This window comes from Halomonas sp. KM-1, from assembly GCF_000246875.1.
Classification (GTDB): domain Bacteria; phylum Pseudomonadota; class Gammaproteobacteria; order Pseudomonadales; family Halomonadaceae; genus Halomonas; species Halomonas aerodenitrificans.
Genome location: NZ_BAEU01000127.1, coordinates 121,029 through 138,590 on the forward strand (window position 1 = coordinate 121,029; position 17,562 = coordinate 138,590).

Consider the following 17,562-nt stretch of genomic DNA (forward strand, 5'->3'; position numbering starts at 1 on the left):
GCGTGCCAAGGAAAAGGAGAGGCGCGCTAGCGCCCCTCCCTATCGATCAGTTTCCTGACAGCATATCGCCGTATCTTTCCACGACCTCATGGATTTCATAAATAATTTCCTTCGACTCTTCAGGCCCGTAGTAGCCTGAAATCAAGTCGGAGCCGAGGTTTTCGATATGTGCCTGGTAAGCATCGCTGTTGAACACTTCCTGGTAGCTTGCAACGATGGCTTCGAAAGCTTCAGGGTTTTCCTCAGCAAAGCTGGTATGTACGGCAAGAAAGCGGTTATCGCCAATGGCGGGAAGGTCCGCCTCTGGAAAGGCTTCGTTCACCGGCGGGGCATCCGGCCAGCCAGGGAATGTCTCATGTGAAGAAACGGCCAGCACACGCACCTGATCACCGAGTGTCATATCGCCATATGCCGAAGAAAACGCGGCATCGGAGTGACCGCCAAGCAGATCCGTGCGCTGCTCGCCACCACCATCGAAGGTCACGATATTGGGATTCAGATCCAGCGTATCGAGAAATGCCAGGCCAAAGAGGTGCGTTCCAGAGCCGGTCGCCATGGACATGGTAACGCTACCCGGGTTCTCGCGAATGCTCTCGACCAGCTCTTCGATGGTTTCATAGGGAGAGTCGGCACGAACGACGATCGAGGTATAGTCGCGCTGCTCGATATTAATGAAGGTGAAGTCGTCCAGATCGAAATCGGCACCTTGAGCCACGATGTTCATGCTCAAGGTCGGCTGAATGCCTGCGAACAGGTAGTGACCGTTGGACGGAGAACCGAGAAACGTTCTGGAGCCCAGCAAGCCTGAAGCCCCACCACGGTTGTCCACGATCATGGCGTAGTCGTGAAACTCCTCCCAATGCTGGGTCAACCCGCGCGCAAAACGATCGATGGAGCCACCTGCACTAAAAGGCAGGATGAGCCTGACGTTTTCCGTCGGCCATTCGGCAGCATTGGCGGAAAAGGCTGCTCCCGGCGCTGCGGCCACGAGGATAGCGCCGGCAAAGAGCGCCTTGGCGGTCGTTTTCATCTTGGGCTGGACAGTCATGCCTGCTCCTCTCTTTCTATTGTTTTTGCGATTGTTTGCGATCGTTTTACGTTCGCTTCATGTGCCCATTTAGAAATTGTTCTTGGCGATACGAGCGATTCGGGCGGGTTCTACCCTGACCAAAGTCGCCCTGACTTGTATCCCAAACTAGTTTATTGGATACGATCAGTCAAGAAAGCCTATAACCAGACCTTTGTCTAACCTTGTCCAGCTGATGCACAGCAGGGTATCGCTCACAAGGCGCTTCACCGCCAAAGCGAAAGTCTTAACTAACCATATGTATTTAAATAAATTTCCAGAGGCAGGACGATTGAGCCTAACAATCGGCGTGCGGAGGCGTGCCGTAAGCAGGAGTATGAGCCGGCCCTTGCAGGCAGGCTCTTCGTGTCGATTGCGAGAATTGGATACGAAAACGTCAGGGCATGCAGGTCGGGCCGTCAGGCCCGGCCCTCAGCCCCTCTGGCGCGTGAAGAACTCGTGAACCGAGATCCCGGCCAGTAGAGCCACATCGCGAGTGGTCACGGACCTCCGCTTCATGCGTCGCGCTCGTCTTGCAGCTTGCTGTAGGCGCCAAGCGCCATCAGTTGGCGGTCGCGCCAAGCCTGGCGTTCGGCCAGCCCTTCGAGAGGCAGCGCCGTGCGTCGTTCCGCCTCCAGCGCCGCAAGGGTTTCCGCCTGCCAGGGAGAGGCCCCATCGCGCTGGGCATCCACATCGGCATAGAGCGGGCCATAGCGGCGAGCGTAATCGGTCACCCCCGCCGGGGCATTGAGATCGATCGTCTCGAACGGCCCCATAAACGACCACCGCAGCCCCAGGCCATGCTTGACGGTCTTGTCCAGATCCTCGGCCGAGACATAGCCGTCACGGAACAGGCGCAGCGCCTCGTTGAGCAGCGCCCCCTGCAGCCGATTGAGAACGAAGCCAGGCAACTCGCGCTTGACCAGCACCGGCACCTGGCCCACCTCGGACATCAAGGCCAGCGTTCTTTCGACCGCATCCGGGCTGGTGTTCGGTGCAGGCACCACCTCGACCACCGGCACCAGATAAGGGGGATTCACCGGGTGCGCCACCAGACAGCGCTGCGGATGCGTCAAGTGCCCCGTGAAGCGCGACGCCGCAATGCCTGAAGTGGAGCTGGCAAGAATGGTGTCGGGCGCCGTCTCCGCCTCGAGGCGAGTGTATATTTCCTGCTTCACCTCGAGATTCTCGGGGCCGCACTCCTGCACGTAGGCAGCCTCACCCACCGCGAGTGCCAGGTCGGGTTCGATCTCGATGCGCGCCAGAATCGCCTCGGGATCATCGACCAGGCCGGCGCGCTGCAGGTCCTGCAACGACTGGCGAATCGCTTGCGTCGCACCCGCCAGGGCCTCCGGCTGGGCATCATACAGCCTCACCGAGCGCCCCGCCCGAGCAAAGACCATCGACCAAGCCCGTCCTATCAGTCCTGCCCCCACTACCGCGATAGGCTCCGACATGCTGCCTCCTATTGACTCAAAATGACTTTCGGCTCGAATGGCTGAAACAAGACAATTGCATTCGTATGCAAACGATACTAGCCTTGCGATGAGCCGTCTGTCGAGGCAACTCGATCACTCGTACAATTCAGCAGGTAACCGCCATGATCCGACGACTGAAAACGGGCGCCCCGAGCGAAGCCCGCGCCGAAGCCGACCGCAAGGTTCGGGAAACCGTCGAGCAGACGCTTCAAGCCATCGAGACACGAGGCGATGAAGCCGTGCGAGAGCTTTCGGAAAAATTCGACCGCTGGTCGCCCACCACCTTCCGGCTGAGCCAAGCCGAGATCGAACGGGCAATATCGGAGCTCACGGCGCAAGAACTCGACGACATCCGCTTCGCCCAGGCTCAGATTCGCCGCTTTGCCGAGGCCCAATTGGCCAGTATGCAAGACGTCGAAGTGGAAACACGGCCCGGTGTGGTGCTGGGTCATAAGCACATCCCGGTCAATTCCGTAGGCTGCTACGTACCCGGCGGTGCCTACCCCATGGTCGCTTCTGCGCACATGAGCGTGCTGACCGCCAAGGTGGCCGGTGTCAAACGCGTCATCGCTGCCGCCCCGCCCTATCAAGGCAAGCCGCATCCGGCTATCGTGGCGGCAATGCATCTGGCCGGTGCCGATGAAATCCTGGTGCTGGGTGGCGTACAGGCGGTTGGCGCCATGGCCATCGGCACCGAGTCCATCGAACCGGTCGACATGCTGGTCGGCCCCGGCAATGCCTTCGTTGCCGAAGCCAAGCGTCAGCTCTTCGGCCGGGTGGGCATCGATCTTTTCGCCGGCCCCACCGAAACCCTGGTCATCGCCGACGAAACCGTCGACGGCCTGCTCTGTGCCACCGACCTGCTGGGCCAGGCCGAACACGGCCCCACCTCGCCCGCGGCGCTGCTCACCAACTCCGAGGCCTTGGCCAAGGCGACGCTCACCGCCATCGATGAGCTGCTGGCCAAGCTGCCCACCGCCGAGATCGCCCGCCAGGCATGGAACGACTACGGCGAGGTCATCGTTTGCGACAGCCACGAAGAAATGCTGCAGGTGGCCGACGAGATGGCCTACGAGCACGTCCAAGTGATGACCGAAGACCCCAACCTCTATCTCGACAGGCTGACGAACTATGGCGCGCTCTTCCTCGGCCCGCGTACCAACGTGGCCTACGGCGACAAGGTGATCGGCACCAACCATACCCTGCCGACCAGGAAAGCCGCGCGTTATACCGGCGGGCTGTGGGTCGGCAAGTTCCTCAAGACCTGCACCTATCAGAAGGTGCTCACCGACGAGGCTTCCGCCGAAATTGGGAGCTACTGCTCACGCCTGTGTGCGCTGGAAGGCTTTGCCGGACACGGCGAGCAGGCCAACGAACGCGTACGCCGCTACGGCAAGCGTGACGTACCCTATGCCTCCGCGGTACCGGTATGAAGCTGCCGCAAACCCCGAGCCTGCGCCTGGATGGGCGCAGCGCTCTCGTCACCGGCGCCAGCCAGGGCATCGGGCTGGCCTGCGCCTGCGCCCTGGCTCAAGCGGGCGCACGAGTGACTCTGGTGGCCCGCAACGCCGAGCGGCTGGAAGAAGTGGTCGCGGCTCTGCGCACCGCCGGGCACGAAGCGGAAGGCCTGGCACTGGACGTGCAAGACCAGGGCGCCACCCGTCGCGCCCTGGCGGGCCGGCGCTTCGACATACTGGTCAACAACGCCGGCACCAACCGCCCCAAACCGATCGACCAGGTCACGGAAGAGGACTACGCCGCGGTCATGGCGCTCAACGTCCGGGCTACCTACTTCCTGACCCAAACGGTGATCGAAGAGATGTCCGCCGGCGGCAGCGTGATCAACGTCTCCTCACAGATGGGACACGTGGGCGCCAAGAACCGCAGCCTCTACTGCGCCTCGAAAGCGGCAGTGGAAGGCATGACCCGCGCCATGGCGGTCGAACTGGGCCCTCGTGGCATTCGCGTCAACAGCCTTTGCCCGACCTTCATCGAAACCCCGATGACACAGCCCTTCTTTCAGGAGCCCGGCTTCCGTGAAGCAGTGCTCGCCCAAATACCGCTGGAAAGGCTCGGCCGCATCGAAGACGTGATGGGCCCCGTGGTGTTTCTCGCCTCGCCCGCCGCCAACCTGATCACCGGCAGCGCCTTGATGGTCGATGGCGGCTGGACCGCGCATTGATCAACCGCTAGGTCTCTCCTTCCACGTAGGTCAGGTTGGTTTCCCAGCTTTTGCTACTGACTTCGATGGCGGCGCGAACGCCTTCGCCATCGCCTTGCTGAAATGCCTGGTAGATCGCCTTGTGGTCCTTGAGTGCCACGTCGGGCAGGGTCTGCATGGAGGTTTCCAGCGCCGCCTCGATCAATTGCAGGAGCGTCTCGCCGACACGAATGGTCATCGGGTTGTGGGTGGCGTGAAGGATGGCCCGATGAAAGGCAACGTCGTGCCTAGCCGTCTGCTCACCGTTGGCAATGGCCGCTTCCATGTCATCGATGGCCTGACGAATCCGCGCATGATCATCCGGCCTGGCAGACTTCATAGCCTGAAGCGTATAAGCCGGCTCGAACATGCGGCGAAACTCGAGCAAGTCGCGGGTCATGCCGCGCGCCAGGATCATGCCGAAGGCCATCGGATCGACGATCGGCTCACCCGGCTCACGGCGAATGACTGTCCCCTGTCCGCGCCGAACCTCCACGATGCCGATTGCCTGGAGCATCTTGATGGCTTCACGAACGCTGGACTTGCCGATGCCCAGACTATGGGTCAACTCCGTCTCGGAAGGCAGGAAATCGCCAGGCTTGAGCTCGCCGCGGATCAGAGCGCCCTTGATTCGCTCGAGCAGCTGCATGGCCACTGAGCTTCTCTCGATGGAGCCACCAAAAGAGTCGCATGGGGTGGCTCGGGCGGTGAGCTGGCGTTTCGTACTCATGTGGCCTCTCGTTTTACGGTTAGCGAAAACTTCCAAATTTTTATTAAACACAACAACCAGTTAGCGCACCGCTGCCTGACCTTCAAGATCGTCAATGCCCTCTCGATTGTGTCGCGCTCTTGCGTTTGTAGCAAATCTTTGCATAGCATATCACAACTGACATCAGACATCAGATGTCTTGCCGGCAGGCGTTCAAGGTTACGCTTGCGCAACACCACGGACACGAGCAATGACAAAAAGCAGAATCGTCGTACTGGCCACCGGCGGCACCATCGCCAGTCAACTCGACGCCTCGGGACGCAACCGCTCCGGCGCCCTCCAGGGCGAAACTCTGCTGGCCCAGGTCAGCCTGCCGACCGATTTCACAGCACAGGTCGAGGTGCGCTCGCTCCTGCAAAAGCCCAGCAACGCCATTACCTTCGAAGACCTATTGGGCCTACGTGAAGCGTGCCTGGACATCGCTGCACAAGACGACGTGCAAGGCATCGTCATCACTCACGGCACCGACACCCTCGAAGAGACAGCCTACTTTCTCGACATCACCCTACCCGACGGCAAGCCAGTGGTGCTGACCGGTTCGCAGCGGGCCCCACATGAGCCGGGCACCGACGCCTTCTGCAACATCGCCGATGCCTTGAAGGTCGCAGCATCGTCACAAGCGGCAGGGCTCGGTCCGCTGGTGGTATTCAACCAATCGATCTTCGCCGCCAGACAGGTACGCAAGGTCAGCACCTTTCAGGTGCACGGTTTCGCCGCACCCGACACTGGGCCCTTGGGGTATGTGGACGGCGCCCAAGTGCGGCTGAGCGCCATCCCCCAGCGTCCCGCTGGCACGCCCTTAGCGATAGAGAACGCCATGCCCCGGGTCGACATCCTGCCCGCTTATCTCGGCGCTTCGCCAAGCCTGGTCGAAGCGGCGGTGGCAAGCGGTGCAGTCGGACTAGTGATCGAGGGGCTTGGGCGTGGCCACGTACCTCCCGACTGGATGCAAGCCATCGCCAATATCACCGCACGCGGCATACCGGTCATGGTGGTCAGCAGTTGCGCCAGCGGCCCCGTTCACGCCAGTTACGAGTTCATCGGCAGCCTCGCCAGCCTGGAGTCGGCTGGGGTCATGCCGGTTACCGACCTTAGCGCACGCAAGGCACGCATGGCGTTATCGACACTACTTGCCTCCACTGGCGCTCAGCCACTGGCGGAGAGAGTGAAACTCCTGGCCGCCTGACGCCCCATAGCGGGCATGAGCCAGGAACCTGCCTCGGGCGAGTTTCGCAGGGAAACGAGGTCATGACGCATGGCGTACGAGCCGCAATCGGCTGCCCATGCGCAACCAACAACGTTGGACACGCGACAAGAACCCACAACGAGGTGAAAGATGAAAAACAAACTGAGCAAAGCAACGCTGGTCGCGGCCATTGCCGCCGCCTCCCTTGGCATGGGTCAGGCCCAGGCCGCCGAATACACCTTCCGCTTCGCACACGTACTGATCGAGGACACCCCGAACGGTCAGGCCGCGCTGCGCTTCAAGCAGGAAGTGGAAGAGAACTCGGACGGCAGAATTCGTATCGACGTGTTGCCGGCAGCTCAGGTGGGCGGCGACGTGGAGATCATCGAACAGATCCAGATGGGGCTGATTGACATCGGCATCCCGCCGACGGCCACCCTGGGCAACTTCGAGCCGCGCCTGCAGATCCTCGATCTGCCGTTCCTGATCTCGGACTACGACACCATGGTCAAGGTGCTGGACGGCGACGTGGGCCGTGAGATCCTCGATACCCTGGAAGCCCACAACATGTACGGCGTGAACTTCTGGGGTGCCGGCTTCCGTCACATGAGCAACAACGAGCGGCCAGTCGAAGGCCCGGACGATCTGGAGCGCATTCGCATGCGCACCATGCAGGCGCCGATCATCATCTCCACCTATCAGAACTTCGGCGCCAACGCCACGGCCATGGCCTTCACCGAGGTTTACAACGGCCTGCAGCAGGGTGTCGTTTCCGGTCAGGAGAACCCGCTGGCCAACATCTACACCATGCGCTTCCATGAAGTGCAGGACTACCTCACCCTGACCAACCACGCCTACCACGGCTATGCCGCCGTGATGAACAGCGACTCCTGGAACTCCCTACCCGAGGACCTTCAGGAGGTCATGCGCGAAGCCTTCGACAACGGCCGCGATTTGGCCCGCGAGCTGACCCTGCAGGATGAAGAGCGCATTCTCGAGGCCATCCAGGACGAGATCGCCATCAACGAGCTCTCCCCCGAAGCCCGCGAGGCGTTCATCGAAGCCAGCATGCCGGTTCACCGCGAATACGAAAGCGTGGTCACCACCGAGCTGCTGCACAAGGTGTACGACGAGGTCGGCATCTCCTACTGAAGCCACGCACCCGCAGGTTTGCCGCTGCCCGCGCCATGAGCGCCGGGCAGCGGTACCGTGCCTTCCCTGACTCCAACCGAGTGGCCTCAACCATGTTCGACGCACTCAACAAGGTTCTGGACTTTCTGGAGAGCGTGGCGATGGTCGTGTTCATGTCGATCGCCACCGTGCTCACCACGCTTCAAGTCGTCTATCGGTATGGCTTCAACAGCTCGATCTTCTGGGTCGAGGAAGTCGTCATCTACTCCATCATCTGCATGAGCTTCGTCGGCGCCAGCATGGGCGTACGTCATGGGGTGCACATCTCCGTCGACGTCCTCAACGCTTTCGTGCCGCCTGCCGTCAATCGCTGGCTACACATAACCGCCGCCCTGCTCGGCATCGCCTTCGCCGGCTACCTGGCCTACTACGGCTTCCAGCTCTACTTCAATACCCTGGGGCGTGGCCAGCTCACCGCCGCCCTGCGCCTGCCAATGGCCTGGTTCTACCTGCCTATAGGCATCTCGGGAATTCTGCTGATCCTGCGCTATCTGTGGGTGATTCACGAAGCCTGGACCAAGCCACCGGTCAGCCTCGCCGAAGAGCTCGCCGCCGAAAAAGACAAGCTCGTCTGATGACTGGAGTTCCTCATGATTACGGCTCTGCTTCCCATCTTCTTCGCGGTGCTGCTGCTGGGGCTGCCCATTTTCGCTTCACTGGCCTTCGCCGTGTTCCTCGCCATCGACTTCTTCGGCAACACCAATCCGGTGATCGTGCCGATGCGCATGTTCACGGGAATGAACAATTTCTCGCTGATGGCCATCCCCTTCTTCATTCTGGCCGCAGAGCTGATGCGTATCGGCGGCCTGTCGAGTCGACTGATCGACCTGGCCAAGGCTCTGGTCGGCTGGGTACCGGGCGGTCTGGCTGCCGCCACGGTGCTTTCGTGCCTGTTGTTCGGCGCCATTTCCGGCTCCAGCCCCGCCACCGTGGTAGCCATCGGCTCGATCATGTTCCCCGCGCTGGTGGCGGCCGGCTACGACAAGCGCTTCGCCATCGGCCTGATCGCCACCGCCGGTACGCTCGGCCCCATCGTGCCGCCCAGCATCGCGTTGATCATCTACGGCTCGGTAACCGGCACCTCGGTCGGGCGCCTGTTCGCAGCAGGCCTGCTGCCGGCCATCCTGATCGCCTCGTTGCTGATCGCCTACTGCATGGTTTATTCCTCGTTCAAGGGGTACGCCCGTGCGCCCTTCCCCACTCTGCGCGAGATCGCTGCCGCGGTGAAGTCCGCCGCCTGGGGGCTGGGGCTCCCGGTCATCCTGCTCGGTGGTATCTACAGCGGCATCTTCACGCCCACCGAATCCGCCGCCGTGGCCTGCATGTATGGCCTCTTCGTCGGCATGGTGGTGTATCGCACCATCGGCTGGCGCGAGCTACTCGGCACCCTGCGCAACTCCGGGCTGACCTCGGCCACGCTGCTGCTGATCACCGCGGGCGCCTCGGCCTTCTCCTGGCTATTGGCCATCACCGGCACCCCGACTCAGTTGGCCAGCCAGGTACTCTCGCTCACCGACCATCCGGTACAGGTGATGGCACTGTTCAATGTGGTCATGATCGTTGCCGGTTTCTTCCTCGACAGCGCCTCGGCCATCATCGTGCTCTCGCCGCTGCTGCAGCCCATTGCGGCCCAGGTCGGCGTCGACCCGGTGCACTTCGGCATCATCACACTGGTCAACTTCTCGGTGGGCATGATCACCCCACCCGTGGGCCTCAACCTGTTCGTAGCCATGGCCATCTCGCGGATGTCGCTGCTCGAGGTGTTCCGTGCCTGCATACCGCTGATCGTGATGATGTTCATCGCCCTGATCGTGCTCACCTACGTACCCTGGTTCAGCACCTGGGTGCCCTCGTTGATCTACTGACGCTCAGCGGAAAGAGGAAACCCGAACATGAGTCAAACACCTTCCCTGGGCGAGCGTCTCGATGGCGAGCGGTTCTGGGCCGACCTGCAGGCCCAGGCCGAAATCGGCGCGCTGCACCCGCGGGGGCTGCGCCGCCTGGCGCTCGACGAAAACGACAACCGCGCTCGTTTGTGGTTGATCGACCAGGGCCAGGCCTTGGGCTGCGACGCCTATCACGACGCCATGGGCAACGTCTTCCTGCGCCGCGAGGGGCAGGAGCCAGAGCTGCCGGCGCTGCTCGTCGGCAGCCATATGGACAGCCAACCCAGCGCCGGCAGCTACGATGGCACGCTAGGTGTGGTGGCAGGACTGGCGGTGCTACGCACGCTGCAAGAACAAGGCATCGAGCATGCACGCCCCATCGAAGTGGTGGCCTGGACCAACGAAGAAGGCGCACGTTTTGCGCCCGGAGCCTCCGGCTCCTCCTGGTTCGCCGGCCAGCGCGACGCCGCCACCATCCTGGAAGCCCGTGACGATCAAGGCACCCGCTTTGCCGATGCCCTGGCGGCATGCCTCGCAGAACTCGAGCGGCATGGGGCATCCGCCTTCCGTCCCGCGCCCTTCGTGCCTCATGCCTTCCTCGAACTGCATATCGAGCAGGGCCCGGTGCTGGAGAGTCTGGGTGTGCCGGTGTGCGCCGTCAGCGGCATCCAAGGGGTGAACTGGTACGAGATCGAGGTGCACGGCCAGGCCAATCACGCCGGCACCACGCCGGAAGCCGCACGCCGCGACGCCTTAATGGGCGCCCATGCACTGATCGGCGCACTGCGCGATGCCGTCGCCGGGCAGGACGAACAAGTACGCTTCACCATCGGCAAATTCAGTGTCTCGCCCGGCTCCACCAATACCATTCCACAACGGGCCGACTTCACCATCGACCTGCGCCACCCCAGCCAGGCCGTACTCGAAAGGCTGGATACCGCGTTTCATCGGCTGGCCCAACGCCAGTGGTCCGGCTGCGATGTCAGCCTTAGGGTCACGTCGCGAGTCGCACCGGTGAGCTTCGATCCAGCCCTGGTCGAACTCGCCGACAGCGCCGCGAAGTCGTACAGCCCAAACGCCCCGCAGCTGGTCTCCGGAGCTTTCCACGATGCCATTCACCTGGCACGGGTTTGCCCCACCGTCATGCTGTTTACGCCCTGCCGCGCCGGCATCAGCCACCACCCGGATGAACACATCGAGCGCAGCGACGCCGAAACGGCCGTACGCGCCCTCGCCGACACCGTCGAAAGACTGCTCAACCCATGACACAAGGACAACGAAAATGACGACCATCGCCCAAGCCGTCGCCGAGCGCGGCCTCACAATGCCGGCCATCCCACAGCCCCGCGGCTATTTCGTGCCCTGGTCGCGGCTCGGCAACCAACTGTTCCTGGCCGGCCAGATCTGCGAGCGCGGCGGCGAAGTGCTATACCCCGGCAAGGTCGGGGCGGAGTTCGATCTCGAAACCGGCAAGCTTGCCGCCCAGGCCTGTGCGCTGAACCTGCTCGCTTCGCTCAGCGATGCCGTGGATGGCAATATCGAGCGTGTGGTGCGCTGCGTGCGGATGAACGGCTTCGTCAACGTGGCACCAGGCTTCCATGACGTGCCGCTGGTCATCAACGGCGCCTCGGAACTGTTCGTCGACCTGTTCGGCGAAGCCAGCCGCCACGCCCGCACCGCCATTGGCGTGGCAACCCTGCCCGGCAACGCCGCGGTGGAAGTCGAAGCGATCTTCGAGATTCGCGATTGAACAGGGCCTCTTGTCCAGGAAAGACTGCTTGACCAGGAGAGACTGCATGACCACGAATTCACCGCTGCTTCAGCCCCTGCGCCAACAGGCCGCTGCCCTGCGTAACGGCACGCTGAGCGCCAGCGAGCTGGCCGAAGCCGCCTGCGCGGCCTACGCCAGCCGAGGCAAGCACGACAACGCCTACCTCACCTGGCAAGGCGAGGCCGCCCTGGCCTTCGCCCGCGCCACCGACGCCCTGATCGCCCAAGGCGGCGACAGCGGCCCGCTGATGGGCATCCCGGTGTCGATCAAGGATATCTACGCCGTATCGGGCTTGCCCACCTACGCCGGCTCCTCGCATCGCCTGCCGGCCAGCTGGGAGCGGCCGGGGCCCATCGTCAAGGCACTGCTGGCCCAGTTGCCCAGCCTGATGGGAAAGACCCACACCGTGGAGTTCGCCTTCGGCGGACTGGGCACCAACGCCCACTGGGGCGCACCGCGCAACCCCTGGGACAGCCAAGCACACCGCACGCCGGGCGGCTCCAGCTCCGGCGCTGGGGTTTCGCTGATCAACGGCACCGCCGGTCTGGCGCTGGGTACCGACACCGCCGGCTCGGTGCGTATCCCTGCCAGCATGACCGGCGTTGTCGGCCTCAAGACCACCGCAGGCCGCTGGCCAGCGCAGCAGATCGTGCCGCTCTCCACCACACTGGATACCCCCGGCCTGCTGGCCCGTCGGGTCGACGACCTGGCCTATGCCTTCGATGCCCTGGATGCGAACCTGAGCCCGCGGCCTTCACGGGTAAGCGCCACCCCAGAGCTGGCCGACCTCACCTTCGGCGTGCCGGAAACCTTCTTCTGGGACGACTGCAGCCCCGGCATTGCCGAAGCCGTGCAACAGGCCATTCGCCAGCTCGAAGCCGCCGGTGCGCGGGTGGTCACCCTGGAGCTGCCCAACACCGACGAAGCCTACGAACTGTTCCAGAAAGGCGGCCTGGCCGCCGCCGAGCTGGCCGCCTTCCTCAAGGCCGAACTGCCTGAAATGGAAGACGCGCTCGACCCCAACGTAGCAGCCCGCGTACGCGCCGCCGACGACATGCCCGCCTGGGAGTACGTGCGGCGCCGCAGCCTGCTCGACAAGCTCTGCGCTGCCGCCGCCGAGCGCATGGGTCAGGTGGATGCCGTGCTCACCCCCACCGTGGCCATCACACCGCCCACGCTGGAAAGCCTGGCGCCGGAAGGCGCCTACCCCAAGGCCAACATGAAGGCGTTGCGCAACACCGTGATGGCCAACTTCATGGGGCTGTGCGGGCTGACCCTGCCGGTCGGCCGCGATGCCGCCGGCATGCCGGTCGGGCTGCAAGTACTGGCCGGCCCCTGGCAAGAGGCCCGCCTGCTGGCCATCGGCCAGGCCATCGAGGCCAAGCTGGGCACCGGGCTCGACATCCTGGGCGAACCGCCGGCACCCTGAAGCCCGCTCCACCCGGCCGGTACGCCTCGCGTGCCGGCCGGTGGCGCAGCATGCGCCCTTCACCTAGCGCATTTTTTTCCCTAACGGGAAAAAACTCAGCTCCTAGTCCCCAATCACTGAGAATTTTCCCAATCGGGATAATTTCCTCGCGCATTCAAAATGTGCAATAGGTTGCTCAAATTCTACGTCTTAACTCAAAAATGAGCATTTAAATACTCAAAAATAAAAATAAAGGCTACAATTGAGCATCATGTTGCTCATATGGCTCAAGCATGCAGCTGACGATCCAGATCTACCATGACCAGCGTTGGCACGATGCCGCGCTACTGGAGATACCTCATCCCGAGCGGGGCGTTGATGGCGCTGCGGCGTTGACTTACCTGCAGGAGCATGCTCTTACCTGGCTGTTCCACGACGACGAGCATGCCTGCAGCCTAACGCTGCCGGTGGAACTCATGATGAAGCACCACGCAGAACGTTGGTTCGGCTTTCTCGAAGACATCATGCCCGCCGGCGCCAGTCGCCGTTACTGGGTGACCCACCTGGGACTGCAAAGCGCCGCTACCGGTGAGCAAGACAGCGCCCTGCTTCGCCATGGAACCATTGCCCCGGTGGGCAACCTGAGGATCAAGGAAGCCGTTCCCCAGCGTATCGCCGGCTCGCGCCTGGAAGAGCGCCGCTTCACCCTGCAAGACGTAGTGGAACGCCACGCCGACTTTCTGGAATATGCCCAGCAGATGGGCGCGGCCAGCGGCGGCGCCACCGGTGCAGGTGGCGAGGCGCCCAAGCTGCTCTTGCGCCGCACCGCTGACGACAATGTCTGGATCGACACCTGGCAGGACGACCCGCACAACCGCGACCGCGCCTACCTGGTGAAATTTCCTCGCGGCCAGCGCAGCCAGGACGACTGCGACATTCTGCGCGCGGAATACCACTACTACGCGGAACTGGCGGCTCTGGGCATCGACACCATCGATACCGACGCCATGGAACTGATCGAAGGCGAACGCTACCCCTCGCTGTGGCTGCCACGCTTCGATATCGCCATGCGCGAAGAGGGTCAGATTCGTTATGGGCTGGAGTCCATCTATGCCATCTTCGGTGCCGCCCCCGGCTCTTACCTCAACCACTTTCAGGTGATTCGCGGCCTGGTCGAGCGGCTCGAACGGCAATACCGCGTCACGCACGGCAAACAGCGCTTCGATACTGCCGCCTTCGTCAGCGAATGGGTCAAGCGCGACCTGCTCAACGTGGCCTTCGGCAATTCCGACAATCACGGACGCAATGCCGCCCTGCTCAAGCGCCCGGAAGGCATCTGGCACAGCCCCGTTTACGACTTCGCCCCCATGAAGGCCGACCCCGAAGGGGTGACCCGCACCACTCGCTGGGGCTCGCCTTTTGAAGAAGGAGGCGAATTCGACTGGCCCGCCATCGCCAATGCGCTCGACGACCTGGTGCCCGCCTCTCAGCTCATGCAAGAACTTCGAGAGTTGGCCGCCAGACTCTGTGGCTTGCAACAACGGCTCGCGGAACGCGGCGTGCCCGAGCGCACCCTCACCCTACCGGCCGTCGGCCTGAGCACGCTGGAACGGCGCCTGGAGCGCTGGGGGCTTTTATCAAGGGAAGGTCGATGAACGGGAGCACGCCATGAAGAGGCGCCAACTGAGCCCTGACGAGCGCGAAGCGAAGCTGGTGGAGGTCGTGCGCCAGCTGCTTGCCGAAGAGATCAACGAGGGCGATGCTCTGCGTATCCTGCGGCGGGACGTGCTGGGCCTCTCCCAAGACGCCTACGCCAAGCTGGTGGGCATCAGCCGGCGCACCCTCTCCGACCTGGAACGCAACCGCGCCAACATGACACTGGAAACCATGAACCGCGTATATCGACCGCTGGGCCTGAAGGTGGGCCTGCTACCGCGTCAGCCCGGCATGCTCGAGCGCGCCCTGTCGTAGCGCAAGGCACCTGGCAAGCTCCGCCGCAAGACTGCTACACCTTAAGGGTGAGGAATGACGAAACTCCCTACAAGGAAGGAGGGGCATGATGCAACGCCTGTACTTTTTGATACCCGACAAGGAGACCACCACCGAGGTGGTCAACGAGCTGAATTTGATGGGCTTGCCCAAAGATGACTTGCATGTCATGGGCAAGGACTGGCGACCGCTGGAAAAGGAGGGCGTGCCAGTCGCCACGCTGATCCAGACGACCGATGTGGTCAACGCCTCGATTCGCGGCGCCATCGTCGGGGCCGTACTCGGCCTAATGCTGGGCTTTATCGCTCACTATGTGCTGATCGACACGAATATCATCTGGATGGCGCTTGGCATGATGCTCTTTGGCGCCCTGTTCGGCGTGTGGACCAGCACGATGGTCGGCGTTTCGGTACGCGACGTCAAAGTCGGCAAGTACGACAAGGCGATCAAGCGGGGTTCCACGCTGCTGATCATCGATGTCCCCGACGAGCAGGAAGAGACGTTTCGAGAGGCGATCAAGCGTCACCACCCCGAAGTCGTCATCGACAAGGTGACCGCCAAGGACCGAAAACAACCCGTCGGCGAGGGCCACTGACGAGCCGTTAGCCCTCTCCTATCGCTGGGGCTAGACTTTAACTAATCATTGATCATAAACTGATTAAAATTAGTTAAAGCCCATCCAGGGGGCTCTCGATGTCCTACCAACGCCTTCAATCCGAGGCATCCCGTGTAGCCGTAAACGCCATTCAGATCTTCGAGGCACTGGAGCAGCATCGTGCTCAAGCGCGCCAGGTAAAGGGCTCGATGCACTGGAAACATATCAATGGACGAGAGTATCTTTACCGCGCCTATACAGGCGGCAAGAACCACTCTCTCGGCCCGCGCTCCCCCGAAACCGAAGCCATTCAGCAAGCGTTCGAGGCGCAAAAAAAGGATTACCATGCCCGAGAACAGTCGCTCAAGGAGCAGCTTCAGCTGCATGCGGCCTATGTACGGGCCAACCGGTTGAACCGCTTCCCCCTGGCCGGCGCCAGGGCGATAAGGGCGCTTCAACGCAAGGAAATCCCTTTCAGGGTAATCGGCACCAACGCCCTGTACGCCTATGAAGCCCGCGCCGGGGTGCTGATCGAGCCCGAGCACCTGGCAACCGCCGATATCGATGTGCTCATGGATGCCCGGCAAGGCCTGAGAATCATTACGGATATTGAGGAGGAAGAGGCCGCTGATCCTATGAAGATGAGCGACTTCGAGCGCTATCTCGAAGCGGGGGACCTGAAACCGGTAGGGATCGACTCGTTAAAGTGGGCCATTGCTTCACCACGCTTCGAGGCCATCGTCTTCGATGAGAAAGGCATGCCGTTAAGGCTCTCGACCGTGGACCCGCGAGCCTTCGTGCTTCACAAGTGGCATGTCAGTCAGCAGCCCGACCGAGAGCCTCTCAAGCGCCATCGCGATGAGGCCCAGGCCCGCCTCGTCGCCACGCTGCTTCGCGACGAGCTGCGCGAACTCTCGGCAACGCAGGCAGTAGAACGCGCCTTTCCGCATCTCCTCAGGCAGCAGGCCAGCAGCCGACTCGACGAGTACGACCTTTGAGCGAGCAGCAAAGCCGCCCCACCACTACCGCTTGCGCACCACGTCGACCTGGTACTGCTCCTTGGTCCACTTGCCCTGGGGCTTGTCGATGTACTGGAAGTACTCGTTGGTGAAGTTGCCCTGGTTGCAGGTGTAGCGGTAGGAAGCCGTGCGCACCTCATCGCGGGGCAGCACCTCGTTATAGACGGTGGGGCCGGTGAGGTGGAAGATGCCCTTGTCCTCATCGCTCTCGATGTTGGCGTAGATCGCGTCGATCACCAGTTGGAGGTGCGGGTTGTCGGGCTTGCTGGCAATGAAGTAGTTGCTGATGTCGCCGCGCTTGGTGGTGACAAACAGCTCCTCCATCTCCGGCTTGACGATCCGCGCCAACGGCCACACCGCATGGGCGTCGATATCCAGGTACACCCCGCCGTGCTTCTGCAGCACCAGCACCCGCCAGAAATCGGCCTGGGCAGCCCCCACCTGCAACCGCGAGAAAGCCTCGAAGATCTCGCCCGGGTAGTTCTCCTCGATGAACCTGGCCCTGGCCGCGGTAATCATGAAGCGATACTCGAAGCTCGGCGCCATCAGCCGGTTGAACAGATAGTTAAGGTAAACCGGCAGCGTGGCCTTGTCGGTGAAATTGGTCTGCCAGATGATGCGCGGCACCTTGGCCGGGCGGCCCGACTTCAACCACGGGGCGGCGCGCTCGGGAATGGTGAATCGCTTGTTGGGAAAGAGGTAATGGAAGGAATAGGCGGCCAGTTTGGTCACGTTGGCCAGCAGTTTCACGACTCTGGCGAAGGCCAGCACACCGATGTTTTTCAACCCAACTTCCCCATGCAATAAGACCCCATCTACGACACTTTCAGGGCCATACGGTTCCGGAAAGCCGCTACTCTAGCATGCCTCAGCCGTTGTCAGCGGTGAGAATTGATCGGCTTTTTCATCGCAGCTTGGTGGGCAACCCCAACTGCCTCGGCGTAACCGAGCATTAAAGTCATCCTGTTCGGCTGCCGATACCTTGAAAGTGACAGCCGTAAGGT

17 protein-coding genes are annotated in these 17,562 nt (G+C 62.2%); 13 read left to right on the plus strand and 4 right to left on the minus strand.

The genetic code is table 11. From position 1 onward, the window contains the following. Positions 1-46: 46 nt before the first annotated feature. Both B8115_RS15500 and B8115_RS15505 read right to left on the minus strand, forming a co-directional pair. On the minus strand, positions 47-1,048 hold the full coding sequence (locus tag B8115_RS15500) for a tripartite tricarboxylate transporter substrate binding protein (RefSeq protein WP_010628736.1): 1,002 nt from the start codon (positions 1,046-1,048) through the stop codon (positions 47-49). Positions 1,049-1,581: 533 nt separating this feature from the next. After that, positions 1,582-2,523: a 3-hydroxyacyl-CoA dehydrogenase gene (locus B8115_RS15505; RefSeq protein ID WP_026038162.1), complete on the minus strand. Its 942-nt coding sequence runs from the start codon at positions 2,521-2,523 to the stop codon at positions 1,582-1,584. Between the two features lie 143 nt (positions 2,524-2,666). On the opposite strand from B8115_RS15505, the gene hisD reads away from it, so the two are divergent. Further along, positions 2,667-3,977, plus strand: coding sequence for a histidinol dehydrogenase (hisD, locus tag B8115_RS15510; RefSeq protein WP_010628738.1), 1,311 nt, complete (start codon positions 2,667-2,669; stop codon positions 3,975-3,977). Continuing rightward, positions 3,974-4,726, plus strand: a complete 753-nt coding sequence (locus B8115_RS15515; protein ID WP_010628739.1) for an SDR family NAD(P)-dependent oxidoreductase — start codon at positions 3,974-3,976, stop codon at positions 4,724-4,726. Before hisD ends, B8115_RS15515 begins: the two co-directional genes overlap by 4 nt. A 7-nt stretch (positions 4,727-4,733) precedes the next feature. Here the strand turns inward: B8115_RS15515 and B8115_RS15520 are convergent, their stop codons facing one another. Continuing rightward, complete coding sequence (locus B8115_RS15520; RefSeq protein ID WP_026038163.1) at positions 4,734-5,474, minus strand: FadR/GntR family transcriptional regulator; 741 nt, start codon at positions 5,472-5,474, stop codon at positions 4,734-4,736. Between the two features lie 229 nt (positions 5,475-5,703). Between B8115_RS15520 and B8115_RS15525 the strand changes: the two genes are divergently transcribed. The 11 genes from B8115_RS15525 (at position 5,704) to B8115_RS15575 (ending at position 16,537) form a co-directional block, all read left to right on the plus strand. Then, complete coding sequence (locus B8115_RS15525; protein WP_010628741.1) at positions 5,704-6,699, plus strand: asparaginase; 996 nt, start codon at positions 5,704-5,706, stop codon at positions 6,697-6,699. A gap of 150 nt (positions 6,700-6,849) precedes the next feature. Further along, entirely contained in the window at positions 6,850-7,851 is a 1,002-nt protein-coding gene (locus B8115_RS15530) for a TRAP transporter substrate-binding protein (protein WP_010628742.1), read from the plus strand. Positions 7,852-7,943: 92 nt separating this feature from the next. Continuing rightward, positions 7,944-8,465: a TRAP transporter small permease gene (locus tag B8115_RS15535; RefSeq protein WP_010628743.1), complete on the plus strand. Its 522-nt coding sequence runs from the start codon at positions 7,944-7,946 to the stop codon at positions 8,463-8,465. Between the two features lie 15 nt (positions 8,466-8,480). Beyond that, positions 8,481-9,755: a TRAP transporter large permease gene (locus B8115_RS15540; protein WP_010628744.1), complete on the plus strand. Its 1,275-nt coding sequence runs from the start codon at positions 8,481-8,483 to the stop codon at positions 9,753-9,755. 27 nt (positions 9,756-9,782) lie between these two features. After that, entirely contained in the window at positions 9,783-11,042 is a 1,260-nt protein-coding gene (locus B8115_RS15545) for a M20 family metallo-hydrolase (protein WP_010628745.1), read from the plus strand. Positions 11,043-11,058: 16 nt separating this feature from the next. Further along, the gene (locus B8115_RS15550; RefSeq protein ID WP_010628746.1) at positions 11,059-11,526 is read left to right on the plus strand and encodes a RidA family protein; all 468 of its coding nucleotides are present in this window, start codon (positions 11,059-11,061) and stop codon (positions 11,524-11,526) included. Positions 11,527-11,572: 46 nt separating this feature from the next. After that, positions 11,573-12,976, plus strand: a complete 1,404-nt coding sequence (locus B8115_RS15555) for an amidase (RefSeq protein WP_010628747.1) — start codon at positions 11,573-11,575, stop codon at positions 12,974-12,976. A gap of 272 nt (positions 12,977-13,248) precedes the next feature. Next, positions 13,249-14,610 (plus strand): type II toxin-antitoxin system HipA family toxin, encoded by a 1,362-nt coding sequence (locus tag B8115_RS15560; protein ID WP_010628748.1) that lies wholly within the window; start codon positions 13,249-13,251, stop codon positions 14,608-14,610. Positions 14,611-14,623: 13 nt separating this feature from the next. Further along, entirely contained in the window at positions 14,624-14,926 is a 303-nt protein-coding gene (locus tag B8115_RS15565) for a helix-turn-helix transcriptional regulator (RefSeq protein WP_010628749.1), read from the plus strand. 85 nt (positions 14,927-15,011) lie between these two features. Next, positions 15,012-15,539 carry a DUF1269 domain-containing protein gene (locus B8115_RS15570; RefSeq protein ID WP_010628750.1) on the plus strand — a complete coding sequence of 176 codons (528 nt, stop codon included), beginning with the start codon at positions 15,012-15,014 and terminating at the stop codon, positions 15,537-15,539. A gap of 98 nt (positions 15,540-15,637) precedes the next feature. Then, entirely contained in the window at positions 15,638-16,537 is a 900-nt protein-coding gene (locus B8115_RS15575) for a GSU2403 family nucleotidyltransferase fold protein (RefSeq protein WP_010628751.1), read from the plus strand. Between the two features lie 24 nt (positions 16,538-16,561). On the opposite strand, the gene B8115_RS15580 is transcribed toward B8115_RS15575, so the two are convergent. After that, entirely contained in the window at positions 16,562-17,344 is a 783-nt protein-coding gene (locus B8115_RS15580) for a glycosyltransferase family 32 protein (protein WP_010628752.1), read from the minus strand. Positions 17,345-17,562 lie beyond the last annotated feature (218 nt).

Coding starts and splice junctions, on each gene's coding strand:
- B8115_RS15500 (WP_010628736.1), bottom strand. CDS start 1,048: ATGACTGTCCAGCCCAAGATGAAAACGACCGCCAAGGCGCTCTTTGCC.
- B8115_RS15505 (WP_026038162.1), bottom strand. CDS start 2,523: ATGTCGGAGCCTATCGCGGTAGTGGGGGCAGGACTGATAGGACGGGCT.
- hisD (WP_010628738.1), top strand. CDS start 2,667: ATGATCCGACGACTGAAAACGGGCGCCCCGAGCGAAGCCCGCGCCGAA.
- B8115_RS15515 (WP_010628739.1), top strand. CDS start 3,974: ATGAAGCTGCCGCAAACCCCGAGCCTGCGCCTGGATGGGCGCAGCGCT.
- B8115_RS15520 (WP_026038163.1), bottom strand. CDS start 5,474: ATGAGTACGAAACGCCAGCTCACCGCCCGAGCCACCCCATGCGACTCT.
- B8115_RS15525 (WP_010628741.1), top strand. CDS start 5,704: ATGACAAAAAGCAGAATCGTCGTACTGGCCACCGGCGGCACCATCGCC.
- B8115_RS15530 (WP_010628742.1), top strand. CDS start 6,850: ATGAAAAACAAACTGAGCAAAGCAACGCTGGTCGCGGCCATTGCCGCC.
- B8115_RS15535 (WP_010628743.1), top strand. CDS start 7,944: ATGTTCGACGCACTCAACAAGGTTCTGGACTTTCTGGAGAGCGTGGCG.
- B8115_RS15540 (WP_010628744.1), top strand. CDS start 8,481: ATGATTACGGCTCTGCTTCCCATCTTCTTCGCGGTGCTGCTGCTGGGG.
- B8115_RS15545 (WP_010628745.1), top strand. CDS start 9,783: ATGAGTCAAACACCTTCCCTGGGCGAGCGTCTCGATGGCGAGCGGTTC.
- B8115_RS15550 (WP_010628746.1), top strand. CDS start 11,059: ATGACGACCATCGCCCAAGCCGTCGCCGAGCGCGGCCTCACAATGCCG.
- B8115_RS15555 (WP_010628747.1), top strand. CDS start 11,573: ATGACCACGAATTCACCGCTGCTTCAGCCCCTGCGCCAACAGGCCGCT.
- B8115_RS15560 (WP_010628748.1), top strand. CDS start 13,249: ATGCAGCTGACGATCCAGATCTACCATGACCAGCGTTGGCACGATGCC.
- B8115_RS15565 (WP_010628749.1), top strand. CDS start 14,624: ATGAAGAGGCGCCAACTGAGCCCTGACGAGCGCGAAGCGAAGCTGGTG.
- B8115_RS15570 (WP_010628750.1), top strand. CDS start 15,012: ATGATGCAACGCCTGTACTTTTTGATACCCGACAAGGAGACCACCACC.
- B8115_RS15575 (WP_010628751.1), top strand. CDS start 15,638: ATGTCCTACCAACGCCTTCAATCCGAGGCATCCCGTGTAGCCGTAAAC.